Genomic DNA, 26,866 nt, shown 5'->3' with positions numbered 1-26,866 from the left:
TCAGCTCCTCCTCGCATCCTCGGCCGACAGCCGGCCGTAGACGGCGTAGAGCGCAATGGTGACGACGAGCAGGATGAGGCCGAGCGCGCCCGCCATGCCCCAGTTGGCCGAGCCGGTGGCGTAGAAGGCGATGACGGAACTGATCATCTGGTCGCTCGCGCCGCCGATCAGCGCCGGGGTGATGTAGTAGCCGATGGCCGACATGAAGACGAGCAAGGCGCCGGAGGCGAGCCCGCGGAAGCTGAGCGGCAGTAGCACCCGCAGGAACGCGCGCAAAGGGTTGGCGCCGAGCGAGGCGGCCGCCGGCATCAGGTTCTTCGGAATGGAGACAAGCACGCTGTAGACCGGCAGGACCATGAAGGGCAGCAGCACATGGGTCATGGCGATGACCACGCCGACCCTGTTGAAGATCAGCGGGACGGGCCCGCTGGTCAGATGCAGCGCCTGCAGCGCGTCGTTGATGAGCCCTTTCTCCTGAAGCAGGATGAACCATGCGGCTGTGCGCACCAGAAGCGAGGTCCAGAGCGGCAACAGCACGGCGGCGAGCAGCAGGTTGCGCTTCCAGCCGTCCATCGTCGCGACCAGCATAGCGTAGGGAAAACCGATGGCTGCGCAGGCGAGCGTGACCAGACCCGCGATCAGGAAGGTGCGCAGCATGATGACCCGGTTGGCCGAAGCATCGGCCGGCAGGGCAACGACGTTGCCGGAAGCGTCGCGGGTAAGATCGAGCGCGGCCAGCAGGTTCCGGTCCGTCGTGGGCGAGAGGGCATCGGAGATCGCCAGCCAGAATTCAGGCTTTTCCCAGCGCGGGTCGATTGCGGCGAGGTCCGGCGGGGTTTCGGAGCCCTGCACGGCGGAGATGGTCTTCCCCATCAGCGTGCGGAAGCCGGACTGGGCGCTGTTCAGCCGCCGCACCATGTCGCCCACGGCCTGCGTATCGGTTGCGGCCTTCAGGTCGGCCGCGATTGCGGCCTTCATTTCCGGCGTGGGCGGCGATGCCCGGTCCCAGCCCGCCATGGCGCCGGCCGTTTGCGGCAGGATGCGCAGCACTGCCGTGTCGGAAACGGCTTGCGACATCATCGTCACCAGCGGCCAGACGAAGAACAGCGCGATGAAGAGGAACAGCGGCAGGATGAGGGCAAGCGCGCCGGCGCTTCTGCGGCTAGGCCCTTTCATGGCGCGATCACCCGGCAATCGGCGGGCTTGAACTCGGCCACCACCTCGGCGCCGGGCTGCCACTCCCGCGACTTGCGGTCGAGCCGGACGACGAAGCCATGCGCGCTCCCGTCGAGCTGCACGCGCAGATGATCGCCCTGGTAGACGCAATCGGCGATCCTGGCGGCGATGCTGTTGCCGGCCGCCGCCGTGCCGTCCTTCAGCTCGATGCGTTCCGGCCGGATCGACAGAAGCACGTCCTGGCCGGGGCTCACAGTTTCGGAAAGCCCGGCGATGACATGCCCGCCTCTCTTCAGCGCGATGCGGGCTTGCGTGCCCGCCACGCTCTCGACCGTTCCTTCGGCCAGGTTGGTCTCGCCGATGAACTCGGCCACGAAACGGGTACGCGGTTCGTCATAGATCTCGCGCGGCGTGCCGATCTGCTCGATCTTGCCCTTGTTGAGCACGGCGATCCGGTCGGACATGGTGAGCGCTTCCGACTGGTCGTGGGTGACGAAGACGATGGTCAGGCCCAGCCGGTTATGCAGCGCGCGGATGTCGAGCTGCATCTGCTCGCGCAGCTGCTTGTCGAGCGCGCCGAGCGGCTCGTCCATCAGCACCACGCGCGGTTCGAAAACCAGCGCGCGCGCCAGCGCCACGCGCTGCTGCTGGCCGCCCGAAAGTTGCGACGGCCGCCTGTCGCGCAGCGCCGAAAGCTGCACCATGTCGAGCGCCCGCGCCACGCGCTCGGCGGTCTCGGCCTTGCCGATGCCGCGCATCTGCAGCGGAAAGGCGACGTTCTCGCCCACGCTCATATGGGGAAAGAGCGCATAGCTCTGGAACACCACGCCCATGTCGCGCTTGTAGGTTGGCAGGTGGTCGACCGGCTCGCCGTCGACCAGAACCCTGCCCTTGGTCGGGGCCTCGAAGCCCGCCAGCATCATCAGCAGCGTCGTCTTGCCGGAGCCAGACGGCCCGAGCAGGCTGACGAACTGGCCCTTGGCGATGTCGAGGTCGAGATTGTCGACGACGCACAAGGATCCGTACCATTTGCTGATGCCGTCGAAGCGGATGCGAATGTCAGTCAAAAGCCCTCTCCAGGATAGGGTCGCGGCAAGGGTCCGTTCCGGCAGGGGCGGACGGATGCCGGCATGTCAATTCTGGCAACGCTCGGCGCCTGCCGGCCTCGCACCGGCCTGCGCCCGGACGGCCAGGTGCAAAGCGGGCCGCAGCCCGCCTGGCACCTCGCCGGTTGGCGTGGGCCTGGCTACTGGGCCAGCCAGGCGTTGAAGCGCTGCGTCAGCGCCTCGGAGTTGTCGATCCAGAAGTTGACGTCGAGCGGAATGGCTTCGGCGAGGTTGTTGGTGTCGGTCGGCAGCTCGGCCGCATATTCCGGCGCGACCTTGCCGGCAGCCTCGAGGTTCGGAAGACCGTAGGCGACATAGGCCGGCAGCTTGACCTGGTGGTCGGGCTGGCTGGCGAAGGCGATGAAGTCCTGCCCGGCATCCTTGTTCTCGGCGTCCTTCAGCACGACCCAGCTGTCGATCGCGTAGATGCTGCCCGGCCAGACGACCTTGAACTGCTTGCCTTCGGTGCGGTTGATGCCGGTGATGCGGCCGTTATAGGCCGAGGCCATCGCCACTTCGCCGGAAGCCAGCAGCTGCAGCGGCTGGGCGCCGGCCTCCCACCAGACGATGTTGGGGCGAAGCTCGTCGAGCTTCTTGAAGGCGCGGTCGATGCCTTCCGGCGTCGACAGGACCTGGTAGACCTCGTCCTTCTTCACGCCATCGGCAAGAAGGGCGAACTCGAGCGTATATTTGGCGCCCTTGCGCAGCGAGCGCTTGCCGGGGAATTTTTCCACGTTCCAGAAGTCGGCCCAGGAAGCGGGCCCTTCCGCGAGCTTGGCACCGTCATAGGCAATCGCCGTGGACCACACGATGGCGCCGACGCCGCATTCGTCGACCGCGTCGGGCAGGAACTTGTCCTTGCCGCCCATCTTGTCCCAGTCGATCTTCTCGAACAGGCCGTCGGCGCAGCCAAGGGCCAGTTCCTCGGCCTCCACCTGCACCACGTCCCAGTTGGGCGTGCCGGCCTTGACCTTCGCCTGCAGAACGCCGAAGCCGCCGTCCCAGGCTTCGTCCAGCAGCGGCTTGCCGGTCTTTTCGGCATAGGGCTTGAAATAGATCTCGCGCTGCGCGTCCTGGTAGTTTCCGCCCCAGGAAACCACGGTCAGGTCTCTTGCGTAAGCGGAAGTGCCTGCAAGGCTCGCCGCCGCAAGGAGTACGCCGCCGAATACGGCCAATTTGTTGTATTGCTTCACTTTATTCCCCTCTTTTATTTGATGGCACGCCGGCATAGGGCAGGCATGCTCGCGCGAAATCTATCGCTCGATCGAGCTGTCCGGCAAGGCTGCCATGCTCATATTAGTGCATGATCCGGGCCGGCCAGCAACGGGGGGAAATATGTTCGAATGTCGCAGTAAAGCGGCCGCAAAAGGCTGTGTCAGCGGCCGAGCAGATTGTGCCCCACGGTCTGGAGGTGCGCCAGCATCGCCTGCCTTGCGCCGTCGGGGTCGCGTTGCATGAGCGCATCCACGATCGCCTGATGTTCGCGGCAATAGGCCTGCCGGCGCTCTTCCGAGAAGGAGCGCTTCTTCATCTCGAACCATGGCGACTGGTTGCGCAGGACGCGCATGAGATTATGGATTTCCTTCAGGAACTCGTTGCGCGAGCAGGCGAAGATGCGGTGGTGGAACTCCGCGTCCCAATGCTCGAAGGTCGGCATATCCGTGCTGTCGCAAGCCGTCTGGTGGGCTTCGCGCACGGCGTTGAGCTCGCTGGTGCTGGCGTTGGTTGCGGCGAAGGAAGCGGCGGCCGGCTCCAGAAGCTGGCGTATCTCCATCATGTCGGCAGGGCTGGTGCCCTCCATGCGCGACACGATCGCAGCCAGCGAATCCGGGTCGATGACCGTCAGGAACGTGCCTCGCCCGACATGGCGGACGACCGCGCCTTCGTCTTCCAGCATGGCCACCGCCCGCCGAACCGTGTTGCGCGCGACGCCGAATTCCTGGGCAAGATCGCGCTCGGGCGGCATGCGGCCGTCTTCCTGCCAGGCACCGGCGGAAATCCTCTTCTTCAGCTCCAATGCGATGCCGGTAGCTGTCAGGCGAGACATGAGCAGATCCTTATGTGATCCAATAGTGAACCATTTATGGCTGGGCCAATCACTCCCGTCCCGAGGCTCATACATGCGATTTCACCGGAATTCCACCCATTTCTCAGCGTGTTGTTCCATTTCCGGGTGAGGGAGGCGTGATTTTCTTTCCCGCCGCGAAAAAATTCCACTTGCGGGCTGAACCAATGAGCGCTAGCGTAACTGGAATAACTACGAATTGGTTCATTAATGGACTAGGGGGAGAGAATGAGGGTTGCGACATTTTCCATCGCCGGCGAGCGCCGCGTCGGTCTTGTCGACCCCGACGAGGGGGTGATCCTGCCGTTCGATTTCCCGGTCGAGCGGGCGCAGGAAGGCATTCTCGCCCTGATCGAACATGATGGCGTGGCCTTGCCGCGTACGCTCTCGCCGCTGCCGCTTTCCAGCGTGGAACTGGAAGCGCCCATCCCGCAGCCGCGCCGCAACATCTTCTGCGTCGGCAAGAACTATTACGAGCACGCGCATGAATTCGCCCGCAGCGGCTTTGATTCCAGCGCCGCAGCGGGGGCGGTGCCGAAAGACCCGATCATCTTTTCCAAGGTCCCGGATTCGGTTGTCGCGACGCATTCAAGCGTGCTGATCGACACGAAGGTTTCGTCGGCGATCGACTACGAGGCCGAGCTTGCCGTCATCATCGGCAAGGAAGGGCGCGGCATCTCCGGGGAAAACGCGCTCGACCATGTCTGGGGCTATACCATCGTCAACGACGTGACCGCGCGCGACCTGCAGGGCAGATACAGCCAGTGGCTGATCGGCAAGTCGCAGGACACGTTCTGCCCGATGGGCCCCTGGGCGGTGACCAAGGACGAATTCGACCTTCAGAACGCCGGCATACGCTGCTTCGTCAATGACGACATGCGGCAGAATTCCAAGATTTCGCTGCTGATCTTCGACATCCCGACGATCATCTCGACGCTTTCGCAAGGCATTACGCTGAAGCCCGGCGACATCATCGCCACCGGCACGCCGGCCGGCGTGGGCATCGGCTTCGACCCCCCGAAATATCTCAAGGCGGGCGATGTGGTCCGCATCGAGATCGACGGCATCGGCGCGCTCGAAAACCGCGTCTCGGAGCGGGCGCAATGACCACGGTCACCGTTGGCCAGACCGTCGTGGAAGTCACCGGGGAGGGGTTCCCGGTGGTGATGATCCACGGCCTGGGCGGAACGTCCAACATGTTCCAGCCGCAGATGCAGGCACTGTCGGGCTATCGCGTCATCCGGGTCGATCTTCCGGGTTCGGGCCGCTCGGCGCGGCCGCTCGATCCGCTCACCATCGAGATGATGAGCGAGGCGGTCATACGCGCGATGGATGGGGTGGGGGTGAGCCGGGCGCATTTCGTCGGCCACTCCATGGGCACCATCGTCTGCCAGCAGGTTGCGGCCGGCAAGCCGGAGCTGGTGGCTTCGCTTTGCCTGTTTGGCGCACTGGCCGAGCCGGCGGAGGCCATGCGCCAGGGGCTGGCGGCGCGCGCCAGGCTCGCGCGCTCGGGCGGCATGTCCGACATCGCCGACCAGGTCTCGGCCAATGCGCTGTCGGCATATACGCGGGAGAATTCGCCGGCGGCGGTGGCCTTCGTGCGGGAATCGATCACGCGGCAGGACCCGGAATCCTATGCCCGCACCTGCGAGGCGCTGGCCAAGGCAAACGCAGTCGATGCGCGCCGGATCAATGCGCCGACGCTGCTGGTCACCGGCGACGCGGACGTGGTCAGCCCGATGAGCGTCGGCCAGGCGCTGGCCGACAAGATCAAGGGCGCCGTGCTGTCTCCCATGGACAGATGCGGCCATTGGGCTACGGTTGAGCATCCGCGCGAGTGCAACCAGAAACTGACGGAATTTCTAAGGCGCGCAGACCGGTGATCTGACGACGAACACCGGCGCACAGAGGGCGCCTTGCCACTTTTGGGAGGAAGAGATGGCAGACGATAGCTGGAGCGGAAACGGCTCGGGTAGCACGCTGTTCACCAATGTGCGCATCCTCGATGCCACCGGCGAATATCCTTACTCCGGCGAGGTGCTGGTCCAGGGCAATCGCATCAAGCAGATCACCCGCGGTTCGTCGCGCTTCGGCTCGCCATCGTCGGCCTATGGCGGCACGACCGTCATCGACGGCATGGGCGCGACGCTCATGCCCGGCATGATCGACGCCCACCTGCATCTTTCGTGGAACAACGCGCCCGGCATCGATCCCATCCAGATGATGGAGACCGAGGAGCACATGCTGGTGACCATGGAAATGGCCAAGCTGGTGCTCGATGCCGGCTTCACCGCCGGCCGGGGCGCCGCGGCGGCCAAGCCGCGCCTGGACGTGGTGGCAAAAAAGTTCATCAATCAGGGCCGCTTCCCCGGCCCGCGCTATCTGGCGGCGGGGCCGGAGATCACCACCGTGGGCGGTCTCGGCGATTCCGCGCCCTCGCATATCCCGCATGAGGGCCTGAACCTCGGCCTCGTCGTTTCGGGCCCGGAGGAAATCCGCCGCACGGTGCGCACGCTGATCAAATACGGCGTCGACTCCATCAAGCTCAACCTCTCGGGCGAGTCCATCACCGGCATGGGCGCCGAGGAAACGCCGATGTCGGAGGAAGAGGTGGCGATGGCCGCGCAGGAAGCGCGCTGCCGCAACAAGGTGCTTTCTGCCCACGCCCGCTCTTCGGGCTCGGTCAAGCAGTGCATCCGCCACGGCATCCAGAACATCTACCACGCCTCCTTTGCCGACGAAGAAGCGCTCGACCTGCTGGAGGCGGCAAAGGACAGGCACCTCGTGGCGCCCGGCATGGCATGGCTGATCAACACGGCGCGTCATGCCGAGCAATGGGGCATCAAGCCCGGCTCGGCGCTCGCCATGGAATATGAGCGCGAGCTGGAAATGTGCATCGACACGATGAAGAAGATGCATCGCCGCGGCATCCGCATCTGCATCGGCGGCGACTATGGCTTTGCCTGGACGCCGCAGGGCACCAACGCCAAGGACATCCAGACCTTCGTCGAGATGCTCGGCTTCTCGCCCATGGAAGCCATCATGGCAGGCACGAAGTATGGCGGCGAGATCATGAACATGGGCGACGAGCTCGGCATGATCAAGGAAGGCTATCTCGCCGACATTCTGCTCATCGACGGCGATCCGACGGCCGACGTGCGCATCCTGCAGGACAAGAACCGCATCCTCGCCATCATGAAGGACGGCAAGTTCCACAAGGCGCCGCGCATGAACGAACAGCGCCGGCGGCTGACCGCCTAACGGAGAGGTCTTCCATGTCGGCGCTCCACGTTACCCCCCTCTGTCCTGCCGGACATCTCCCCCACAAGGGGGGAGATCAGCTGTCACTACAGCTTTCGCCACTCTTCGACCTTGCAGGACAGGCGCCGCAAGCCGAGCTGCAAATCTCCCCCCTTGTGGGGGAGATGTCCGGCAGGACAGAGGGGGGCGCGAAGGAACGCGACAATCCAAGGCGCATCTCTTTGAACTCGCGGTGCGATGCATGAGTATTCTCGACCAGCCATCGACGCAGCCAATCTTCACCCGCCGGCAGGCTTGGGGGCTGTTCTGGCTCCTCGCGGCCGCGCTGTTCGCCTGGCTGATGCTTGCCGTCTGGCCGGACTGGCTGAACTCGATCCTCACTTCGAAGAAGGCCTTCGTCAGCGCCGTTCTCAACGGGGTGACACTGGCAGGGCTCTACTTCCTCGTGGCAAGCGGCTTCACGCTGGTCTTCGGCCTGATGCGCAACGTCAATCTCGCGCATGGCTCGCTCTATCTGCTCGGCGCCTATATCGGCTACGAGGTGGCCACCCGCACTGGCTACTGGCTGCTCGGCGTGGCGGCCGGCTTCGTCGTGCTGGCGCTGGTCGGGCTCGTCATGCAGGTCTTCGTCTTCCGGCGGCTCGAGGGCGACGATCTGCGCCAGACGCTGGTGACGATCGGCATCTCCATTGTCGCGGCCGACCTGATGCTGGCGGTATGGACCGGCACCACCTATCAGATCGTCACGCCTGCATGGCTCGACGGCGCGGTCGCCTTGCCGTTCGTCACCGCGGTCAAGTCCAGCGGCGAGGCCGTGTTCCTGCGCTATCCGTTCTACCGCCTCGTCGTGCTCGCCGTGGCCATCATCATCGGCGTCGGGCTCTGGCTGATGCTCAACCGCACGCGGGTTGGCATGATGATCCGCGCCGGCGTTGACGACCGCGCCATGCTGTCGGCCTCGGGCGTGAATGTGCATGCCGTGTTCGCCATCGTCTTTGCCATCGGCGCGGGGCTGGCCGGCTTTGCTGGCGTCGTCGGCGGCTCGGCGCTTTCGGTGGCGCCCGGCGAAGACGTGCGCTACCTGCTCGCCTCGCTCGTAGTGGTGATCGTGGGCGGCATGGGCTCGATCACGGGAGCGGCCATCGGCGCGCTGTTGATCGGGCTGGCCGAGCAGATCGGCCTCGTCTATTTCCCCACCTATGGCATCGTGCTCACCTTCGTCATCATGGTGGTGGTTCTGGCCGTGCGGCCGCAGGGCATCATGGGGAAGGCGCGATGACGGCCCTTGCCCCGACCGACAAGCCGGCCGCCGCGCAGTCGATCCTGGAAAGGATCGGCGCGGGCAACATCGTGCTTCTGGTGCTGCTTGCGCTCTATCCGGCGGTGGCGTCGAACTTCTTCCTGACCCAGATCGGCGCCTATTCGCTGATCTTCGGCATGATCGCGCTCTCGCTGATGCTGCTTGCCGGCTATGGCGGCATGGTCAGCCTGGCGCAGATTTCGGTGGCAGGCGTCGCCGGCTACACGGTGGCGGTGTTCGGGCTTAACAATTCCGGCGTGCACGGTTTTGGCTGGCCGTTCTGGATCGTGGTGCCCTTCGCGACGCTGATCGCAGCGATCGCTTCGGCGCTGATTGGTGTCATCTCCAATCGCACCGAAGGCATCTACACGATCATGATCACGCTCGCGATCGCGACGGCCTTCTTCTATTTCACCCAGCAGAACTATTCGCTGTTCAACGGCTTTCCCGGCTACACCGGCATTCGCGCGCCGGAGTTCTGGGGCGTCAACTGGCGCGACCCGGTGCCGTTCTACTATCTGTGCCTCGGCTTTGCGGTGATCGCCTATGCGGCCGTGCTCTACGGGTCGCGCTCCACCTACGGGCTGACGCTGCAGGCAGTGCGCGACAATCCGCGCCGCATGCGCGCGCTCGGCTTCAACGTCACCGCGCACAAGGTTGTGGCCTATTTCTACGCCGGCATCATCGCCGGCCTGGCTGGCGTGCTGCTGGTCTGGTTCAACGGCCGCATCTCGCCCGGCACCATCAATGTCGGCGCCGCCATCAATGTGCTGATCATCGCCGTGATCGGCGGCATGCGCCATCCCATCGGGCCGTTCCTCGGCGCTGTCGTGGTGGTTCTGATGCAGACATTTGCCATCGATATCGTCGGCGCCGAACGGTTCAACACGCTGATCGGCCTGTTCTTTCTGGTGATCGTTTTCGTGTCGCCAGACGGTCTTCTTGGGTTGTGGGGAAGGATCAAACCACATCTGGCCCAGGAATCCTTGCGCTCGGGTCCATGAGGAAACGGGCGGCTTCAGATTGATCCAAAGACAACCAGGGAGGGAAGTAATCATGAGGATCCATCGTCGAACACTTTTGGCACTTGCGCTGGCTACCGGGCTCACTGCCCCGTCGCTCGCACTCGCGGAAGACTCGATCAAGATCGGCCTTCTGGCGACCTTCGAGGGCCCCTTCACCGTGCTCGGCGAAGACGGCGAGCGCGGCGCCATGACGGCGCTTGAAGAAGTCGGCGGCATGGTTGCGGGCAAGAAGATCGAGATCGTCAAGGGCTCGTCCGACGCTTCGCCCGACAGCGCTGTGCGCGCCGCGCGCAAGCTGGTCGAGCAGGACGGCGTGAAGGTGCTGGTCGGCCCGCTCTCCGGCGACGAGGGCATCGCCGTCAAGGACTATGCCAAGACCCATCCCGACGTGACCTTCGCCAACGGCGCCTCCGCCGCGCAGGACACCACGCTGCGCGATCCGGCACCGAACTTCTTCCGCTTCGGCACCGATGGCGCCCAGTGGATGGCCGGCCTCGGCACCTACGCCTACAACGACAAGGGCTACAGGAAGGTCGCGACCGTCGCGGAAGACTACTCGTTCCCCTACACGCAGGTGTTCGGCTTCATGGCCGAGTTCTGCAAGGCGGGCGGCACGGTGCCCTCGAAGTCGTGGGTGCCGATCGGCAACAAGGACTATTCCTCGGTCATCGCGGCCATCCCGGATGATGTCGACGCCATATATGTCGCGCTCGGCGGCGCCGATGGCGTGAACTTCCTGACGCAGTACCAGCAGGCCGGCGGCACTGCACCGCTGATCGGCGGCTCGATCACCGTCGACCAGACCATCTTGACCTCGAAGGGCAAGATCCGCGACGTCCTGATCGGCACGCCCTCGGCCGGCCCGATCGCCGACACCAACGACACGCCCGCCTGGAATGCTTTTGTCGAGGCCTACAAGAAGCAGCCCAACGCCTTCCCGTCGCCGTCGCTGTTTGCCCACGCCTATTATCTCGACATGAAGGCGATGCTGATGGCGCTTGAGGAAGTCGGTGGGGATACTTCGGACGGCGGCAAGAAGCTGCAGGAGGCGCTGGCGAAGGTTTCCTTCGAAGGCCCGACCGGCAAGGTCTCGCTCGACCACAACCGCAACGCCATCGCCGACATCTATCTGACGGAAGTGTCGGAAGGCGCCGACGGCAACCTCTACAACAAGCTGGTGAAGGTGGTGCCGCAGGTGAACCAGACCCTCGGCATGCCGGAAGACGAGTTCCTGAAGCTCGGCGTTGTCGGCCGCGACAACCCGTCCTGCCCGTAACGTCAAGCACAAGGCGACCGCCAGTGGCCGAGATTTCAGTAGCATCCCGCCTGCAAGGCTCCGGCGCATACGCGCTGGAACTGGAAGGCATTGCACGTCATTTCGGTGCACTGGTGGCGTTGACGGGTGTCAACATGAGGATCGCGGCCGGCGAGCGGCGCGCGGTCCTCGGCTCCAACGGCGCCGGCAAGACGACGCTGTTCAACGCCATCACCGGCGACTTCCTGCCGACCGCGGGGCGCATCCGCTTCTTCGGCGAGGACATAACCGACCTGCCGCCGCATGAGCGCATCCGCCGCGGCCTGCGCCGGACCTACCAGATTTCGCAGCTCTTCAAGGGGCTGACGGTTCTGGATTCGATCTTCCTGGCCTGTCGGGGCGTATCGCGCCGGCGCTTCTCGGTGCTGCGCCCTTCGGCCAGTGACGTGAACATGGTGCAGGCGGAATCGATCCTGAACGCCGTGCATCTCGAGCGCGACCGCGATGCGCTGGTGGCCACGCTTTCGCACGGCCAGCAGCGCCAGCTGGAAATCGCGCTGGCGCTTGCGGGTGCGCCGCGCTTCATCCTGTTCGATGAGCCGGCCGCGGGCCTGTCGCCCACCGAACGGCGCGACCTCGTCGCCATCCTCAATGCGCTGCCCAAGCACATCGGCTACATCATCATCGAGCACGATCTTGATGTTGCGCTGCGCGTCTCCGAATATGTGTCGATGATGCACAACGGGCGGCTGTTCAAGGAAGGCACGCCGCAGGAAATCGAAGCCGACCCGGAAGTGCAGGAGATCTATCTCGGGGGCAAGCATGGCTGAACGTGCTTCTTCTTCCGGCAAGGCGGGCAAGGCCGTCCTGCGCATTGACGATCTGCAGGTCTATTACGGCGAAAGCCACGCACTCCAGGGCGTCTCGCTGACGCTCGAAAGTGGTGTCTTGTCAGTCGTCGGCCGCAACGGCATGGGCAAGACGACGCTCTGCAACACCATTGCCGGCTTGAAGCGCGCCCGCTCCGGCTCGATCCGCGTCAACGGTCGCGAGATTTCTTCGCTGGAACCGCATGAAATCCATCGCCTCGGCGTCGGCTATGTGCCGCAAGGGCGGCGCGTGTGGCCGAGCTTGACGGTGGACGAGCATCTGCGGCTCTCCGCCGGCAGCCGGAGAGATGCGGGCTGGACGGTCGAGCGCGTCTACCAGACGTTTCCGCGCCTTGCCGAGCGCCGCAACAATGGCGGCTCGCAGCTTTCGGGCGGCGAGCAGCAGATGCTGGCGATCTCGCGCGCGCTGCTGAGCGACCCCAAGCTGCTCGTCATGGACGAGCCCACCGAGGGCCTGGCGCCGGTCATCGTCGAACAGGTCGAGCAGATGCTGATCACGCTCGGCCAGGAAGGCGAGATGGCGATCCTGGTCATCGAGCAGAATATCGGCGTGGCGACGGCGGTTTCCGACAGCGTCGCGATCATGGTCAATGGCCGCATCAACCGCATCATGGACGCCAAGGCGCTGGCCGCCGACCGCGACCTGCAGCAGCGGCTGCTCGGCGTCGGCCGCCATTCGGAAGAAGAGGCCGTTTCGCCGGCGGAAGTGGCACAGGCGCAGGAACATCTGGCGGAGGTCTACCGCATCGAGCGCGGCGGTAGCGAAGCCGGGCAGGCCGACCAGCCGGCGGGCGGCGCCTACCGCCCGGTGACCGCATTGCCCAACCGCTGGAACGTGCCGGTGACGGCCATGCGGCAGGCGGCGGTGGAAAAGGCCGCACCGCAGGACGACCTCAAGAAGGTCTTCGCCATCCCCTTCTCCGAGCGCATCGGGCGCACCGTGCTCGTTGCCGGAACCTTCGACACCAAGGGCAAGGAACTGCGCTTCATTGCCGACCGGCTGAAGTCGCTCGGCATTCCTGCCCGCACCGTCGACCTTTCGACCTCGGGCAAGCCGTCGAGCGTCGACGTGACGGCCACGCAGGTGGCGAGCATGCATCCCTATGGCGCGTCCGAGGTCATGTCGGGCGACCGCGGCAAGTCGGTCACGGCCATGGCCGAAGCCTTCGCCCGCTGGGTGGAGCGCGAGCCGCGCCTGGGCGGCATCATTTCGGCAGGCGGCTCGGGCGGCACCACTCTGGCCACCGCCGGCATGCGCGTGCTGCCGGTGGGCATCCCGAAGATCATGGTCTCGACGGTCGCGGCCGGCGACGTCGCCAAATATGTCGGCGGCGCCGACATCATGATGTTCCACTCGGTGGCCGACGTGCAGGGGCTGAACTCCATCACCGAGCAGGTGCTGGGCAACGCCGCGCACGCCATGGCCGGCATGGTGGCGCAGTTGCCCGACGCGCAGGCCTGGGAAGAAAAGCGCAAGTCGGCGCGTCCCGCCGTCGGCATCACCATGTTCGGCGTCACGACTCCCGCCGTGCAGGCGGTGACAAAGCGGCTTGAGGCCGACTATGACTGCCTCGTCTTCCACGCCACCGGCACCGGCGGGCGGGCGATGGAGAGCCTGGGCGACTCCCGGCTTCTGGCCGGCTTCCTGGACCTGACCACGACCGAGATTGCCGACATGATCGTGGGCGGCGTGCTGCCCGCCGACCAGGACCGTTTCGGCGCGGCGATCCGCACCGGGCTGCCCTATGTGGGTTCGGTCGGCGCGCTCGACATGGTCAATTTCGGCTCGCGCGACAGCGTCCCTGACAAGTTCAAGAGCCGCAAATTCGTGATCCACAACCCCAACGTGACGCTGATGCGCACGACGCGGGACGAGAACCGCACCTTCGGCGAATGGATCGGCGTGCGGCTCAACCAGATGAACGGGCCCGTCCGCTTCCTGCTGCCCGAGGGCGGGGTTTCGATGCTCGATGCCCCAGGCGGCGCCTTCCACGACCCCGAGGCCGACGATGCTTTGTTCGAGGCCCTCGAGCGCACGGTGCGACAGACGCCGCAACGCCGCATCCAGCGCGTGCGCGCCAACATCAATGACGACACCTTCGTGGACGCGGTGATCGAAGCGTTCCAGTCGATAATGCCCAAGCTTCAGAGGAGAACGTGATGCCGCGTTTCCAGCGATCCGCGCTGATGGAGAAATTCCAGGAGATGAAACGCCAGCGCGTGCCCATCGTCGGCGGCGGGGCGGGCACCGGGCTCTCGGCCAAATGCGAGGAGGCCGGCGGCATCGATCTCATCGTCATCTACAATTCCGGCCGGTATCGCATGGCCGGCCGCGGTTCGCTGTCAGGCCTGCTCGCCTATGGCAACGCCAATGAGGTGGTGATGGAGATGGCGCGCGAGATCCTGCCGGTGGTGCAGCGCACGCCGGTGCTGGCGGGTGTCAACGGTACCGACCCGTTCCTGATCGTCGACCACTTCCTCGATCAGGTGAAGGCGATCGGCTTTGCCGGCGTGCAGAATTTCCCGACCGTCGGCCTGATCGACGGCACCTTCCGCGCCAACCTCGAAGAGACGGGAATGTCCTACGGGCTGGAGATCGACATGATCCGCAAGGCACGTGAGAAGGACCTTCTGACCACGCCCTATGTGTTCAACGCCGACGAAGCGAAAGCCATGGCCGAGGCCGGCGCGGACATCGTGGTGTGCCACCTGGGCCTGACCACTGGCGGTTCGATCGGGGCGGAGACGGCGCTGAAGCTGAAGGATTGCCCGGCGCTGGTGGATGAGTGGTCGCAGGCCGCGCTGAAGGTCAACAAGGACATCATCGTTCTGGTGCATGGCGGGCCGGTGGCCGAGCCGGAAGATGCCGAGTTCGTGCTGAAGAACACGGCCAATTGCCACGGCTTCTATGGCGCGTCCTCGATGGAGCGGCTGCCCACCGAGCGGGCGCTGGCCGAGCAGACAAGAAAATTCAAGTCGGTCGCCTTCGGCTGACCGCAGCATATCCGGGGAGGATCAGGACATGGCCGCGCAAACCTTTGGCACTTTCCTTTTGTGGCTCATCGTGTTCGTCATCGCCGTGGTGGTGGCCGTCTACATTCTGAGATGGCTCTACCGGCGCTCGACCAAGGAAACGGCCTTCGTGCGCACCGGCTTCCTCGGCGAGAAGGTGGTGGTGAATGGCGGTGCCTTCGTCATTCCCGTGCTGCACGAAATCACCCCGGTGAACATGAACGTCATGCGCATCGAGGTGCGGCGCGAGAACCAGGCGGCGCTGATCACCAAGAACCGCATGCGCGTCGACCTGATCGCCGAGTTTTTCGTGCGCGTTGGAGCGAGCCGCGACCTCGTGGCGGCGGCCGCGCAGACGCTCGGCCGACGCACCATGCAGGATGGGGGCTTGCGCGAACTGCTGGAGGGCAAGTTCGCTGCCGCCATGCGCACGGTTGCGGCCCAGATGACGCTTGAGGAAATGCACGAGCTGCGCCGCGACTATGCCGCCAAGGTGCGCGAGATGGCCGCTGAATCTCTCGCCGCCAACGGCCTTGAGCTGGAAAGCGTCGCCATCGTCGACCTCGACCAGACCAGCCTCGAATTCTTCGATCCGTCGAACGCCTTCGATGCCGAGGGCCTGACGCAGCTGACCGAATCCATCGAGACCCGGCGTCGCATGCGCAACGAGATCGAGCAGCGCACGCTGGTCGATATCCGCAACCAGAACCTCGACACCCAGCGCAAGGTGCTGGAGATCGACCGAGAGACCGAATATGCGCGGCTTGAGCAGGAGCGCGAGGTGGAAACCCGCCGCGCCGCACAGCGTGCCGAGCTTGCCCGCGAGCGCGCCGTGCGCGACCAGGAGGCCGAGCAGGCGCAGCTTCTGGCGCGCGAGGCGGTGGAGAAGTCGCGCTTGGCGCAGGAGCGCAGCATCACCGAAGAGCGCATCCGCAGCGAGGAAGAGACCCAGCGCCGCGAGATCGCGCGCCGTCGCGCGCTCGACGAAGCCGAGCTCAAGATGCGCGAGATGACCGAGCGCGAGCAGATCGCGCTGGAGCTCTCGCTCGAAACGGCACGCATCGAGCGCGAGCGCGCCCAGAGCGAGCTGGAGATCGAACGCAAGAAGGCGCTGGAACTGGTCGAGCTGGAGCGCCAGATCGCCCTTGCCGAAAAGGCGCTCGACGTGACCAAGGCCGAGGCCGAGAAGCGGCGCGGCGAGATCGTCGCCAACCAGCAGACCGAGGCCGAGCGGATCGCGCAGGAGCGCGCGCTGGACGAGATCAGGCTCGAACGCGAGCGGCACCTGGAAGCGTTGCAGATCGCTAAGCGCCAGGCCTTCGAGGAAGCCGAGATCGCGGCCTCCGAGGAGGTGGAGCGGGCGCGCATCGCCACCGAGCGCGGCATCGAGGAGGCCAAGCTGGTCAAGGAACGCGAGCTGCGCCAGCTGGCCGTCGACCGCGACCAGAAGGTTGAGATCGCCGAGATCCAGAAGGCCATCGATGTTGCCAAGAAGACGCAGGAGCGCTCCTCCGCGATTGCTGCCGCCGAGGCCGTGCGGGCAAAGGCCATCCAGGCCGAGGAACAGGCCCTCACCGCACGCGAGAGAGAAATCGCCGAGCGCCGCAAGCTGACCGACCTGATTGCAGCCGCGCGCGAAGCCGAGCGCGAGGCGATGCGGGTGACGGCTGCTGCCGAAGCCGAGATGAAGGCCGCCAAGAGCCTGGCCGAGGCGCAGAAGATCGCGGCGACCGCGGCCGCCGAGGCCGAGAAGATCCAGGCGGTCGCTGCTGCCCAGCGCTACGAGGTGGACGCCGCCGGCAATCGCCTGCTCAACGAGGCGGAAAACCTGCTCTCCGACGAGGCGCGCGCCGGCCGGCTGCGCGGCAAGCTGCTTGAGCGGCTCGAAGGCATCGTGCGCGAGAGCGTCAAGCCGATGGAGAAGATCGAGGGCATCAAGATCCTGCATGTCGATGGCGTGAACGGCGGCACCGGCGGCAATCGCAACGTCACCGACGAGGTGATCGACTCCGCCCTGCGCTACCGCGTGCAGGCGCCGATGATCGACAACCTCATGAAGGAGATCGGCATCGAGGGCGGCTCGCTCGGCCGCATGACCGACGTGCTGCGCGATGCCAAGGACATTTCCAGCCTGACGCGCGACAAGAAGGGCAAGACCAAGAACGGCAAGGACGACAACGACGACGATCGCGATCGTTGATGCGGCGCGACGGGATCAGGGGGTAAGCCAATGCCGAAAGTCTATGTCTCCTCGGTGGTGAACGCGCCGGCGGCCGATGTCTGGCAGGTGGTGCGCAACTTCAACGGCCTGCCCGACTGGACGCCCTTCGTGGCCGAAAGCCGCATCGAGCAGAATGCCAGGCCCGACCAGATCGGCTGCATCCGAAATTTCACGCTGAAGGATGGCGGGCGCATCCGCGAGCGGCTGCTGGCGCTTTCGGACTATGAGCTCTCCTGCACCTATTCGATCCTCGAAAGCCCGATGGGGGTGGAGAACTATGTCGCCAAGCTGGCGCTGACGCCGGTCACCGACGGCAACGCCACCTTCTGCGAATGGGAGGCGGAGTTCGACTGTGCGCCGGAGCGGGAGGCCGCGCTGATCCAGCAGATCGGCAGCGGCGTTTTCCAGGCCGCGTTCAATTCGCTGAAGAAGCGCTTCGCGCGCTGACGCCGCCAGATGGTTCAGGTCTGCCAGAGCACCATCATCGACGCGCCGATCGAGGAAGTCTGGCGTGTGCTGCGCGATTTCAACGGGCACGACCGCTGGCACCCGGCGATCGCGTCAAGCGAGATCGAAAACGGCGAGCCGGTGGATGCGGTCGGATCGGTCCGGCGCTTTCGGCTCGCGGATGGCGGCGAGTTGCGCGAGCAGTTGCTGTCGCTCTCGGACAAGGATTTTCGGCTGACCTATTGCCTGCTGGAATCGCCGCTGCCGCTGATGGGCTATGTCGCCTCGATCCGGCTGAAGCCGGTGACAGACGGCGACCGCACCTTCTGGGAATGGCGCTCCGATTTCCACCCGCCGGCCAACCGGCGCGAGGAACTGGTGCGGCTGGTGACCGATGGCATCTATCGGGCAGGCTTTGCGGCGATCCGCAAGCTGCTGCGCGAAAACGCGCCGCGAAACGCGTCGCCCGCGCCGGCACCCGTGGCAATCCAGCGGGAAGCGCCGCCCAAAGTGCGGCCGGTTGGGCAGCTGCTCGGCACCGCCGCCGCAAGCCGCACCAAAGCGATTGTCGTGGAAAGGCATGGCGGCCCCGAGGTGCTGCAGTTCAGGGAGATCGAGTTGCCCGCTCCCGGCCATGGCGAGGTGCAGGTCCGGCACACCGCCATCGGCGTGAACTTCATCGATGTCTATTGCCGCACCGGCTATTTCAAGCTGCTGACGCCGCCCGGCGTGCCGGGCATGGAAGCTGCCGGCGTGGTCGAGGCTGTCGGGCCTGGAGTGACGGGGTTTGCCGTCGGCCAGAGGGTCGCCTATGCCTGCGCGCCGGTCGGCGCCTATTGCGAGCGGCGCAACATCCCGACCCAGTTGCTCCTGCATCTGCCGGACGACATTTCCGACGACATCGCCGCGGCCGGGTTGCTCAAGGGGGTGACCGCCAGCTTTCTCCTGCACGATGTCCACGCGCTTAAAGCCGGCAGCGTGGCGCTGATCCATGCCGGCGCGGGCGGGGTCGGCCAGTTGCTGGTGCAGTGGGCCCGGCATCTCGGCGCGACCGTGATCACCACCGTGTCGACGGACGACAAGGCCCGCATCGTCGAACGGCTGGGCGCCCACCATGTCGTGGTCTACTCGCGCGAGAATTTCGCCGATGCGGTCATGCAGATCACCAGCGGTCGCGGCGCCGATGTGGTCTATGACGCGGTCGGCAACGACACCTTTGGCGGTTCGCTGGAGGCTCTTGGCGTAAGGGGCCATCTGGTCAGTTTCGGACAGGCGTCGGGCCCGGTCGGGGAGTGGGACATCGACCGCATGGCGTCGAAATCGATCACGGTCTCCCGGCCGAACTACGGGCATTACACCGACACGCCCGAGAAGCTGGTGCCGCATGCGGAACGCTTCTTTGCGGCGCTGCGCCAGCGCACGGTCTCGGTCGAAGCGCCGGCGCGCTATGCGCTGGAAGACGCCGCCCAGGCGCATCGCGACCTTGAGCTGCGCCGTAGCACCGGGTCCATCGTGCTCGGCGTCTGACCCGCGGTGTGCCGTCAGTCATGCGCGAAAAGAAAAAGCCCCTTCCGCTTGCGGGGGCGTGGCGGAAGGGGCGAGGAAACCCACCGAAAAGGAGGGCACAGGCGCTTGCCTGTAAAAACGAACTTAGCAAACACCCGCAAAGATTGTGTAATCAATCTTTACAACTAAATGTTGTATTTGATTGCGTGCCTGATTGCAAGAGGCAAGATCGGGCGAGCACCACGCTCGCCGGAGCGATGATCGCGCGGTTCAGGCTTTCTGGTGCAAGGGTGGAAGGAGCCTAAATCCGCCAGGCAGCGCCCGTGCGGGCGCAGTCGCCCGGAGGCGGGCTCGGGCCTGCAGGCGTTGAACGCTCGGACTACTGGACGAGAACGGAGCGGCCGCGGCCGCCGATCGACAAGCCGGCCCGCGCCGAAACGCTTGCCGTCGCCTGCGCTCCGATGAGCGGCCGGCCGGTGAGCTCATTGCCGAAACGCCGGGTTCCGAGTTTCTGAAATGTCACGCGAACGGCATTGAAAGGCCGCGCGCCGGGCGAGAAGCGTGTGTCCGGGGCGGTTGCCGACGTGCCGACATAACGGCCCGGTTCGACAGTGACAGTCGGAGTGAGGTCGCCTGGCTGGGTGCCGCTACGCGCCAGGACGACATCATGCATGCCGTTGTCGAGCAAGGTGATGAGAACGGCCGCAACCGCCTTGTCGAGGTTGGCGGCTGCGGTGATGGCCGCAAGGTCGACCAGCGACTGCGCATGACGCCGCTCGGCATAGAGCGCACCCTCTTCGATTGCGAAGGCTGCCAGCACCAGCGCCGCCGGCATGGTAATCGCCGTCATCACGGCGAGATTGCCGGAGATGTCGGAAAGAAACCTTCTTCTCGCGGCTGCGCGAGCGTGCTGGCTGGGTCGCTGCATCATGTCCCTCCTATGCGGATGGTCGACTGCCGAAAGATGGTTTTTCCCTGTATCGGCAGGCCGTGCAGTAGGCTCCAGATCGGCAGCGCGCCGGCGTCATAGCTGAGGGCCACGACGAACTGGCCGCTATCGTTTGCGCCGTCGCACGTGCCGATCGTCAGCTTTTCGGGATCGACGAACACATAGCTGCTTGCATTGCGGCGGATGAAGTCGGCCGCCAACATGCGGCGCTCCGCCTGGTTCAGTCCGGCAATGGCGCTGCGCGCCGCGTCGGCCGCGATCTGGTGGACGGAATGGCTGGCGCCGAGATAGACGCCGTAGCCGGCCATGCCCAGGAAGAGCATGATGAAGAGTGGCGCCAGAAGCGCGTACTCGACCGGGGAAGTTCCCGATCTCGATGAAAAATATCGACGGCTGGCGGATCTCATGGCGCCATTATCGTCATGCAAGTCGGTAGGAAGGGAAAAGACGGATTGCAACCGAGGGTGGATATCGGTTGCGCCTCGCTACGGCGTTTGCGCAGAGCGGGCGTTTTGGCGTTTGGACATGGAGAGCATGAAGGCGCGAAATGCCGCGCCAAAGGATTTTTCCAGCGCCGCGCGGTTCCATGCCAGGAAATAGGCGCCCGGCATCCGCAGCCGCAGGTCGAAGGGCACCACCAGCCGGCCGGCCTCCAGGTCGCCGGAAATCATCGACATCTGCGCCAGCACGAAACCGCGACCGTTCATGGCGGCTTCGATTGCCGCGCTGGAAAGCGAGAAGGTGATTTCCGCGGATTTTTCCGGCACCTCGGCGCCCGCCAGCGCCGCCCAGTCGTGCCAGCTCACCGACGGCTGCTGGTCGGCATCCCATTCGATCTCGATCAGCGGAAGCTTGACGATGTCGGCTGGCGTCCTGAGAGGGTGGGCGGCCAGGAACGACGGCGAGCAGGCCGGCACAACCCAGTCGGTGAACATCTCGGCATAGTGTTCGTAAGTGTGCACCCCCTGGCCGTAGGTGATCCGGAAGTCTGCCTCGCCGTCGTCCAGGCGCGGCTCGGTCTCCGAGCCGATCAGCCTGATGTTGGCCTCGGGGTTCTTCGCCCTCCAGTCGAGCACCAGCGGGCCCACCCATTTGCTGGCCAGCGAGGGCAGGCAGCTCACCACGAAGCCGGCCTTGCGGTGGCTCTGGTAGAGCGCGGCCTGCGCCTTCTTCAACTCGTCGAAGGTGTTGGCGATGCCGCGCTGGTACTGCTTGCCCAGCTCGGTAAGGGCCACGCGGCGGCCCTTGCGCTCCACCAGCCGGAGGCCGATCGCGGTCTCGACATTGCGCAGTTGCTGGCTCACCGCGCCGGGGGTGACGCCGAGTTCGTCCGCAGCCGCGCTGACCGTGCCGAGACGGGCGACGGACTCGAACGCCTGGATGGCGCGCAGCGGCGGCAGTTTGAGCGGCGTTTTCATGCTCGATACTGTAGATTTTCTAACATAGAAGGCAAATTGAATCGCTTTTGATCCCCGGGCTTGTGGCTTAGGCTTTGGCCCAAAATTTGCAGGAGGAACCGATGTTTCTGAAAAACGCCTGGTACGTCGCCGCCTGGGACCACGAGGTTGGCCGCCAGCTCCAGCCGGTCAAGGTGCTGGGCGAGGAGATCGTTCTCTACCGCAAGACCGACGGCACGCCGGTGGCGCTGGAGAATGCCTGCCCGCACCGCAAGCTGCCGCTGTCTATGGGCCGGATCAAGGGCGACGAGGTCGAGTGCGGCTATCACGGACTGACCTTCGACGGCACGGGCACCTGCACGCGCGTGCCGGGCGCGGAGAAGATCCCGCATGTCGCCTGCGTGCGCGCCTACCCGCTGGTCGAACGCTACGGCCTGCTGTGGATCTGGATGGGCGAGGCCGACAAGGCCGATCCGGCCGAGATCTTCCAGGTCGAGCACTGGGGCGATCCGGCCTGGGGGGTGAATCGCGGCGAGTCCATGCTGCTCGAATGCAACTATCTCTACATGACCGACAACCTGCTCGACCCCTCGCATGTGTCGTGGGTGCACCAGTCGTCGTTCGGCGGCGTGCAGGCGATGGAAGACCTGCCGCTGCAGACCACGGTGGGCGAAAAGGGCGTCACGGTGTGGCGCTGGATGCACGACGTGGAGCCGGCGCCCTTCTACAAGCCGTTCCTGAAGTTCAGCGGCAATTGCGACCGCAAGCAGCACTACGAGGTGCACTATCCCAGCAACGCCATCATCAAGGCGATCTTCGTGCCAGCCAACACCGGCGGCGAAGACAAGCCGCTGCATGAGGACGTGTTCCTGATGGACAGCTATAACTTCATGACGCCGGTGGATGAGGACCACACCAGGTATTACTGGTTCCAGATGCGCAACTTCGCGCCCGACGACGAAGAGGTGTCGCGCCAGTTCGCCGCCTCGGTGCGCGGCGCCTTCGAGGAAGACCGCGCGGTGCTGAACGCGGTGCACAAGGGCATGAAGAACATGCGCACCCCCAATCTCGACCTGAAGATCGATGTCGGCCCGCTGCGCTTCCGGCGCAATCTCGGCCAGCTGATCGCCGCCGAGAGCGCAGCCAAGCAGGCCGCCGAATGAACGCAGTCGCGGGCGTCGAAGTCGCCGGCAGGAGCGGCTTTCGCGAGCTGAGGGTCGTCGCCAAGGTTCGCGAAAGCAGCATCATCACCTCGCTTTACCTGGAGCCGCTGCAGCCGGAGGGCTGGCGCGCCTTCGCGCCCGGCCAGTTCCTGGTGTTCAAGCTGCCGGTGGAGGGCGAGGGCGGCTTTGTGCTGCGCAACTACAGCGTCTCCTGTTCGCCGGCGTCGCCCGGCAGCTATCGCATCACGGTCAAGCGCGAGCCGGCAGCGGCGCCCGAGCTGCCGGCGGGTGCGTGCTCGTCCTTCCTGCACGACCGCACCGAGGTCGGCGATGTGCTTTTGGCGGAAGGGCCGCGCGGCGACTTCGTCCTGGACGAGACGAGCGAGCGGCCGGTGGTGCTTCTGAGCGGCGGCGTCGGGCTGACGCCCATGGTCTCGATGCTGCATGCGCTTGCCGGCAGCGGGCGCCGGGTGTTCTTCATCCATGCCTGCGACAATGGCGAGGTGCACGCCCTGCGCGACGAGGTGGAGGGGGTGGCGGCCTCGCGCGCCGGCATCACTGTGCATTTCTGCTACCGCTTCCCGACCGAGGCCGACCGCACCGCCGCGCGCCACCACAGCGAGGGCGTGATCACCCGCGAGCTGCTGCAGAGCCTGCTGCCGCTCGACGATTACGAGGTCTATCTGTGCGGGCCGCCGCCCTTCATGCAGGCGATGTACGGCACGCTGCGCGGGCTGGGCATCGCGAAGGAGCGTATCGCCTACGAGTTTTTTGGCCCCGCGACCGTGCTGGAGCCGGACCGGGTGCAACCGGCCGCCGAAACGCCGCCGGCGCCGCAAGGCGAGGCCGCGGCTACGGGCGACCAGCTCACCATCGAATTCCGCCGCTCGGGCCGCACCGCCGTCTGGGACGACAGCGCGGAATCCCTGCTGTCCTTTGCCGAGGACCAGGGCCTGGCGCCGGACTTCTCCTGCCGCGCGGGCGTCTGCAGCACCTGCAAGTCGCGCCTGATCGAGGGCGAGGTCGCCTATTTCGAGGAGCCGCTCGACGAGCTTGCGGCGGGCGAGGTGCTGCTGTGCTGCTCGAAGCCGAAAGGTTCGCTCGTCATCGACATCTGAGGCAGGCGGCGGCGCACCTCTCGGGAAATAACCCCGCGGCTGGTCACGCCGCACGGCCTCTTGCCAGCGCCGCAGATTGCGGCGTTAGATCAGCTGCATGCGCAAGGGCGACCTCATTGCAGGCGTTTCCGTGGCCGGCCTGTTGCTGCCGGAAGCGGTGGCCTACGCATCGATTGCCGGCTTGCCGCCCCAGCGCGCCATCCTGGCCGGCATTGCGGGTTGCCTGACCTACGCTGCCTTCGGCCGCAGCCGCTTCGCCATCGTCTCGCCGACCTCTTCTTCCGCCGCAATTCTGGCGGCGACGCTCGCGTCGATCCCGGGCGTCGATGGCTTCAAGCCGGCCCTCGCCACGATCGTGGTTGCGCTGGCCGGGTGCCTCTTCCTGTTTGCCGCCGCAGCCCGGCTTGGCGGCTTCACCGGCTTCATCTCGCGTCCGGTTCTGGGCGGCTTTGCCTTCGGCCTTGCCATAACCATCATCATCCATCAGTTGCCGCGGCTCGCCGGCGTGGAGGTTTCCGCACCCAATATCTGGTCCCTGCTCGCCGAGCTGGCCGCCGCACTTCCGCAATGGAATCTGGTGAGCCTGGCGATCGGTGCCGTCGCGCTTGTCGCGCTCCTGCTGCTGAAGCGCTTTCCGGCGGTCCCCGGCGCCTTTCTGGTGCTGGCGGCGGGGGTGGCGGCATCGCTGGGCCTCGGTCTTGCGGGACAAGGCGTTGCGGTCGTGGGCGCGATCAACCTCGAGCCCCGCTGGCCGACATTCCCGGCGCTCGGCTGGCCGGAATATGCAACGCTTGCCCAGTTCACCGTGCCGCTGGTGCTGATCCTGTTTGCCGAATCCTGGGGCACCATCCGGGCGCTTGCGCTGCGCCATGGCGATTCCGTCGAGCCCAACCGCGAGCTCGGCGCGCTCGGCTTTGCCAATCTTGCAGCCGCGGTCGTGCAGGGCATGCCCGTGGGGGCGGGCTTTTCCGCCGGCTCGGCAAGCGAAGCGGCCGGCGCCAAGACCCGCGCGACGGCCGTGATCGCGGGGCTGGGGCTTGCCGTGCTGATCGCCTTCGCCGCGCCGCTCGTCGCGCAATTGCCGCAGGCGGTGCTGGCCGCGGTGGTGATTGCCGCTCTCACCCATTCGCTCGACCTCGCGCCGTTCCTGCGGCTGTGGCGGCTTGGAAGGGATTTCTACATCGCCGTCGGCGCGGCCGCCTCCGTGCTGCTGCTTGGCGTGCTGGCCGGCATGCTGGTGGCAATCGCGCTATCGTTGATTGCGCTGGTGCAGCGCCTTGCCACCCCGCATGTCGCGCGGCTGGGCCAAGTCGGCAACTCGCATGACTATGTCGACGTCGCTCGCCATGAAGACGCCGTGCTGCCGAAAGGGATTGCCATCTGGCGGCCGACCGAGCCGTTGTTCTTCGCCAATGCAGACCGGACCTTTGCCGTGATCCGCAACAAGGTTGCGGCCGAGCCGACGGTCAGGGCAGTCGTCGTCAGTCTCGAGGAAAGCGCGGAGTTCGACAGCACCGCGCTCGACGCCTTGCTGGAATTCGACCGCGCCATATCTGCAAGCGGCGTGAGGGTACAGCTTGCGCGGCTGCACCACCGCGTCAGCGACCTGCTGCTCGCGGCCGGGGCAACCGATCTTCAGGCCCGCAGCAGCTACAGCGTCGACGATGCGGTCCGGGCCGTGTCGGCATCGATCCAGGAGCAGGGAGGTTGCCATCATGAAGCGTGACGTCGAGCCGCTGCTTCAACCAGTCGAGATCGCTGCCCTGCGACCGACACAGATGACGGTCGGCTATCGCGAAGTTTCCCAGAAGCGCGTCGAGTGGCGCAGGCGGTCGGAAGAGGGCGGGTCGGAGTTCCTGGGGCATCACATGGTGCCGGCGGTGCTGGGTCCAAAGCAGCGGCACTATCTCATCGACAATCACCATCTCGTCCGCGCGCTCTACGAGGAAAGGGTCGAGCATGTTTTGGTTAGGCTCGTCGCCGATCTCAGCACGCTCCCCAAGCCGTCATTCTGGACATTCATGGACAACCGCAACTGGCTGCACCCCTACGATGCCGCCGGGAAACGAAAGCCGCTCGACCGGCTTCCCAAGGCCATCGACGATCTTGCCGACGACCCCTACCGCTCGCTTGCCGGTGCCTTGCGCAGGGCAGGAGGCTACGGCAAGGATGCCACGCCATACTCGGAGTTCCTCTGGGCCGATTTCCTGCGCCGCCAGGTCGAGATCACGACCCTGGAACGCGATTTCCAGAAGGCGCTTGTTCAGGCGCTGGCTGTGGCACACGGCCCGGACGCCAGCTATCTTCCGGGGTGGTGCGGCCCGGACGAATGACCGACGCCGGTGTCAATGGAGGTCGAACTGCGCCGCCATCGTCATGCGCACCAGCTCGGGCAGGCTTCTTGCCTGCATCTTTGCCATCACGCTGGCGCGATGCGCCTCCACCGTGCGCGGGCTGATGTCCAGCTCATAGGCGATGGTCTTGTTGGGAAGCCCGCTCACCACGCCGGAAAGCACCTGGCGTTCGCGTTCGCTCAATTGGTTCAGCCGCGCCTGCACGACGGCCAGCTCCTCGGCGCCGGCCGGTTTGCTGGCATGGGTTTGCACGGCGTGTTCCAGCGCCTCGATCAGCACTTCGTCCTCGAACGGCTTCTCGATGAAGTCGAGCGCGCCGGCCTTCATCGCCTCGACCGCCATGGGCACGTCGCCATGGCCGGTGATGACGATGGCCGGCATGCTGATATGGGAAGCCCGCAAACAGCGCAGCAGCTCGACGCCGCTGATGTCGGGCATTCGCAGGTCGGTCAGCAGGCAGCCGTTGCGGATGTTGGGCGCGACCGCAAGAAACGCGGCGGCCGTCTCGTGCGTGCGCACCGCGAAACCGGCCGTGGTCAGCAGGAAGGCGAGTGACTTCCTTGCCTGCTCCTCGTCGTCGACGATCTGGATGACGTATGGATCGATCATGCCGCAACGCGC

The 26,866-nt window shown here is 65.6% G+C and carries 24 protein-coding genes; 16 read left to right on the top strand and 8 right to left on the bottom strand.

The genetic code is table 11. The features are described from left to right. The 4 genes from ABLE86_RS16450 to ABLE86_RS16435 form a co-directional block, all read right to left on the bottom strand. On the bottom strand, positions 1 to 1,176 hold the full coding sequence (locus ABLE86_RS16450; RefSeq protein WP_348780048.1) for an ABC transporter permease: 1,176 nt from the start codon (positions 1,174 to 1,176) through the stop codon (positions 1 to 3). Further along, positions 1,173 to 2,243, bottom strand: coding sequence for an ABC transporter ATP-binding protein (locus ABLE86_RS16445; protein ID WP_348780047.1), 1,071 nt, complete (start codon positions 2,241 to 2,243; stop codon positions 1,173 to 1,175). The genes ABLE86_RS16450 and ABLE86_RS16445 overlap by 4 nt, the downstream gene beginning before the upstream one ends. A 179-nt stretch (positions 2,244 to 2,422) precedes the next feature. Next, positions 2,423 to 3,475 (bottom strand): ABC transporter substrate-binding protein, encoded by a 1,053-nt coding sequence (locus tag ABLE86_RS16440; protein WP_348780046.1) that lies wholly within the window; start codon positions 3,473 to 3,475, stop codon positions 2,423 to 2,425. Positions 3,476 to 3,657: 182 nt separating this feature from the next. Then, positions 3,658 to 4,329: an FCD domain-containing protein gene (locus ABLE86_RS16435; RefSeq protein WP_348780045.1), complete on the bottom strand. Its 672-nt coding sequence runs from the start codon at positions 4,327 to 4,329 to the stop codon at positions 3,658 to 3,660. A gap of 246 nt (positions 4,330 to 4,575) precedes the next feature. Here ABLE86_RS16435 and ABLE86_RS16430 point away from each other — a divergent pair, with 246 nt between their 5' ends. From ABLE86_RS16430 to ABLE86_RS16375, 12 genes are all read left to right on the top strand, one after another. Beyond that, entirely contained in the window at positions 4,576 to 5,454 is an 879-nt protein-coding gene (locus tag ABLE86_RS16430; RefSeq protein WP_348780044.1) for a fumarylacetoacetate hydrolase family protein, read from the top strand. Then, on the top strand, positions 5,451 to 6,230 hold the full coding sequence (locus tag ABLE86_RS16425) for an alpha/beta fold hydrolase (protein ID WP_348780043.1): 780 nt from the start codon (positions 5,451 to 5,453) through the stop codon (positions 6,228 to 6,230). The genes ABLE86_RS16430 and ABLE86_RS16425 overlap by 4 nt, the downstream gene beginning before the upstream one ends. A 55-nt stretch (positions 6,231 to 6,285) precedes the next feature. Next, the gene (locus ABLE86_RS16420; RefSeq protein WP_348780042.1) at positions 6,286 to 7,608 is read left to right on the top strand and encodes an amidohydrolase family protein; all 1,323 of its coding nucleotides are present in this window, start codon (positions 6,286 to 6,288) and stop codon (positions 7,606 to 7,608) included. 241 nt (positions 7,609 to 7,849) lie between these two features. Beyond that, positions 7,850 to 8,887 carry a branched-chain amino acid ABC transporter permease gene (locus tag ABLE86_RS16415; protein ID WP_348780041.1) on the top strand — a complete coding sequence of 346 codons (1,038 nt, stop codon included), beginning with the start codon at positions 7,850 to 7,852 and terminating at the stop codon, positions 8,885 to 8,887. Then, positions 8,884 to 9,912, top strand: a complete 1,029-nt coding sequence (locus tag ABLE86_RS16410) for a branched-chain amino acid ABC transporter permease (protein ID WP_348780040.1) — start codon at positions 8,884 to 8,886, stop codon at positions 9,910 to 9,912. Before ABLE86_RS16415 ends, ABLE86_RS16410 begins: the two co-directional genes overlap by 4 nt. Positions 9,913 to 9,964: 52 nt before the next feature. Beyond that, entirely contained in the window at positions 9,965 to 11,209 is a 1,245-nt protein-coding gene (locus ABLE86_RS16405) for an ABC transporter substrate-binding protein (RefSeq protein WP_348780039.1), read from the top strand. A 32-nt stretch (positions 11,210 to 11,241) separates the two neighbouring features. Then, positions 11,242 to 12,018 carry an ABC transporter ATP-binding protein gene (locus ABLE86_RS16400; protein ID WP_348780178.1) on the top strand — a complete coding sequence of 259 codons (777 nt, stop codon included), beginning with the start codon at positions 11,242 to 11,244 and terminating at the stop codon, positions 12,016 to 12,018. Beyond that, positions 12,011 to 14,239, top strand: coding sequence for an ABC transporter permease (locus ABLE86_RS16395; RefSeq protein ID WP_348780038.1), 2,229 nt, complete (start codon positions 12,011 to 12,013; stop codon positions 14,237 to 14,239). Before ABLE86_RS16400 ends, ABLE86_RS16395 begins: the two co-directional genes overlap by 8 nt. After that, a complete protein-coding gene (locus ABLE86_RS16390; protein ID WP_348780037.1) occupies positions 14,239 to 15,072 on the top strand; it encodes a phosphoenolpyruvate hydrolase family protein in 834 nt (277 codons plus the stop codon). The genes ABLE86_RS16395 and ABLE86_RS16390 overlap by 1 nt, the downstream gene beginning before the upstream one ends. A gap of 28 nt (positions 15,073 to 15,100) precedes the next feature. Beyond that, positions 15,101 to 17,290, top strand: coding sequence for a flotillin domain-containing protein (locus tag ABLE86_RS16385; RefSeq protein WP_348780036.1), 2,190 nt, complete (start codon positions 15,101 to 15,103; stop codon positions 17,288 to 17,290). 30 nt (positions 17,291 to 17,320) lie between these two features. Further along, a complete protein-coding gene (locus ABLE86_RS16380; protein WP_348780035.1) occupies positions 17,321 to 17,758 on the top strand; it encodes an SRPBCC family protein in 438 nt (145 codons plus the stop codon). A 9-nt stretch (positions 17,759 to 17,767) separates the two neighbouring features. Continuing rightward, positions 17,768 to 19,285, top strand: a complete 1,518-nt coding sequence (locus ABLE86_RS16375; RefSeq protein WP_348780034.1) for a zinc-binding dehydrogenase — start codon at positions 17,768 to 17,770, stop codon at positions 19,283 to 19,285. 358 nt (positions 19,286 to 19,643) lie between these two features. On the opposite strand, the gene ABLE86_RS16370 is transcribed toward ABLE86_RS16375, so the two are convergent. The 3 genes from ABLE86_RS16370 to ABLE86_RS16360 all read right to left on the bottom strand — a co-directional run bounded on the left by ABLE86_RS16370 (position 19,644) and on the right by ABLE86_RS16360 (position 21,631). Then, positions 19,644 to 20,195, bottom strand: a complete 552-nt coding sequence (locus ABLE86_RS16370; protein ID WP_348780033.1) for a pilus assembly protein TadG-related protein — start codon at positions 20,193 to 20,195, stop codon at positions 19,644 to 19,646. Then, positions 20,192 to 20,620, bottom strand: coding sequence for a TadE/TadG family type IV pilus assembly protein (locus ABLE86_RS16365; RefSeq protein WP_348780032.1), 429 nt, complete (start codon positions 20,618 to 20,620; stop codon positions 20,192 to 20,194). The genes ABLE86_RS16370 and ABLE86_RS16365 overlap by 4 nt, the downstream gene beginning before the upstream one ends. Positions 20,621 to 20,698: 78 nt before the next feature. Then, entirely contained in the window at positions 20,699 to 21,631 is a 933-nt protein-coding gene (locus ABLE86_RS16360; protein ID WP_348780031.1) for a LysR substrate-binding domain-containing protein, read from the bottom strand. Between the two features lie 101 nt (positions 21,632 to 21,732). Here ABLE86_RS16360 and ABLE86_RS16355 point away from each other — a divergent pair, with 101 nt between their 5' ends. From ABLE86_RS16355 to ABLE86_RS16340, 4 genes are all read left to right on the top strand, one after another. Continuing rightward, entirely contained in the window at positions 21,733 to 22,773 is a 1,041-nt protein-coding gene (locus tag ABLE86_RS16355) for an aromatic ring-hydroxylating dioxygenase subunit alpha (protein ID WP_348780030.1), read from the top strand. Beyond that, entirely contained in the window at positions 22,770 to 23,891 is a 1,122-nt protein-coding gene (locus ABLE86_RS16350) for a 2Fe-2S iron-sulfur cluster-binding protein (protein ID WP_348780029.1), read from the top strand. The genes ABLE86_RS16355 and ABLE86_RS16350 overlap by 4 nt, the downstream gene beginning before the upstream one ends. 97 nt (positions 23,892 to 23,988) lie before the next feature. Further along, entirely contained in the window at positions 23,989 to 25,617 is a 1,629-nt protein-coding gene (locus ABLE86_RS16345) for a SulP family inorganic anion transporter (RefSeq protein ID WP_348780028.1), read from the top strand. Next, positions 25,607 to 26,224: a ParB-like protein gene (locus tag ABLE86_RS16340; RefSeq protein ID WP_348780027.1), complete on the top strand. Its 618-nt coding sequence runs from the start codon at positions 25,607 to 25,609 to the stop codon at positions 26,222 to 26,224. Before ABLE86_RS16345 ends, ABLE86_RS16340 begins: the two co-directional genes overlap by 11 nt. 12 nt (positions 26,225 to 26,236) lie before the next feature. On the opposite strand, the gene fixJ is transcribed toward ABLE86_RS16340, so the two are convergent. After that, positions 26,237 to 26,851 (bottom strand): response regulator FixJ, encoded by a 615-nt coding sequence (gene fixJ, locus ABLE86_RS16335; RefSeq protein ID WP_348780177.1) that lies wholly within the window; start codon positions 26,849 to 26,851, stop codon positions 26,237 to 26,239. Positions 26,852 to 26,866 lie beyond the last annotated feature (15 nt).

Origin of the sequence: Mesorhizobium sp. KR2-14, from assembly GCF_040049255.1 — a bacterium.
Lineage (GTDB): Bacteria > Pseudomonadota > Alphaproteobacteria > Rhizobiales > Rhizobiaceae > Pseudaminobacter.
This window is presented reverse-complemented; position numbering and strand designations above follow the sequence as displayed.

Bases quoted from the DNA above. Each gene is read 5' to 3' on its own strand.
- ABLE86_RS16450 (WP_348780048.1), bottom strand. From the start codon at position 1,176: ATGAAAGGGCCTAGCCGCAGAAGCGCCGGCGCGCTTGCCCTCATCCTG.
- ABLE86_RS16435 (WP_348780045.1), bottom strand. From the start codon at position 4,329: ATGTCTCGCCTGACAGCTACCGGCATCGCATTGGAGCTGAAGAAGAGG.
- ABLE86_RS16430 (WP_348780044.1), top strand. From the start codon at position 4,576: ATGAGGGTTGCGACATTTTCCATCGCCGGCGAGCGCCGCGTCGGTCTT.
- ABLE86_RS16425 (WP_348780043.1), top strand. From the start codon at position 5,451: ATGACCACGGTCACCGTTGGCCAGACCGTCGTGGAAGTCACCGGGGAG.
- ABLE86_RS16420 (WP_348780042.1), top strand. From the start codon at position 6,286: ATGGCAGACGATAGCTGGAGCGGAAACGGCTCGGGTAGCACGCTGTTC.
- ABLE86_RS16415 (WP_348780041.1), top strand. From the start codon at position 7,850: ATGAGTATTCTCGACCAGCCATCGACGCAGCCAATCTTCACCCGCCGG.
- ABLE86_RS16410 (WP_348780040.1), top strand. From the start codon at position 8,884: ATGACGGCCCTTGCCCCGACCGACAAGCCGGCCGCCGCGCAGTCGATC.
- ABLE86_RS16405 (WP_348780039.1), top strand. From the start codon at position 9,965: ATGAGGATCCATCGTCGAACACTTTTGGCACTTGCGCTGGCTACCGGG.
- ABLE86_RS16395 (WP_348780038.1), top strand. From the start codon at position 12,011: ATGGCTGAACGTGCTTCTTCTTCCGGCAAGGCGGGCAAGGCCGTCCTG.
- ABLE86_RS16390 (WP_348780037.1), top strand. From the start codon at position 14,239: ATGCCGCGTTTCCAGCGATCCGCGCTGATGGAGAAATTCCAGGAGATG.
- ABLE86_RS16385 (WP_348780036.1), top strand. From the start codon at position 15,101: ATGGCCGCGCAAACCTTTGGCACTTTCCTTTTGTGGCTCATCGTGTTC.
- ABLE86_RS16380 (WP_348780035.1), top strand. From the start codon at position 17,321: ATGCCGAAAGTCTATGTCTCCTCGGTGGTGAACGCGCCGGCGGCCGAT.
- ABLE86_RS16375 (WP_348780034.1), top strand. From the start codon at position 17,768: ATGGTTCAGGTCTGCCAGAGCACCATCATCGACGCGCCGATCGAGGAA.
- ABLE86_RS16370 (WP_348780033.1), bottom strand. From the start codon at position 20,195: ATGATGCAGCGACCCAGCCAGCACGCTCGCGCAGCCGCGAGAAGAAGG.
- ABLE86_RS16365 (WP_348780032.1), bottom strand. From the start codon at position 20,620: ATGAGATCCGCCAGCCGTCGATATTTTTCATCGAGATCGGGAACTTCC.
- ABLE86_RS16360 (WP_348780031.1), bottom strand. From the start codon at position 21,631: ATGAAAACGCCGCTCAAACTGCCGCCGCTGCGCGCCATCCAGGCGTTC.
- ABLE86_RS16355 (WP_348780030.1), top strand. From the start codon at position 21,733: ATGTTTCTGAAAAACGCCTGGTACGTCGCCGCCTGGGACCACGAGGTT.
- ABLE86_RS16350 (WP_348780029.1), top strand. From the start codon at position 22,770: ATGAACGCAGTCGCGGGCGTCGAAGTCGCCGGCAGGAGCGGCTTTCGC.
- ABLE86_RS16345 (WP_348780028.1), top strand. From the start codon at position 23,989: ATGCGCAAGGGCGACCTCATTGCAGGCGTTTCCGTGGCCGGCCTGTTG.
- ABLE86_RS16340 (WP_348780027.1), top strand. From the start codon at position 25,607: ATGAAGCGTGACGTCGAGCCGCTGCTTCAACCAGTCGAGATCGCTGCC.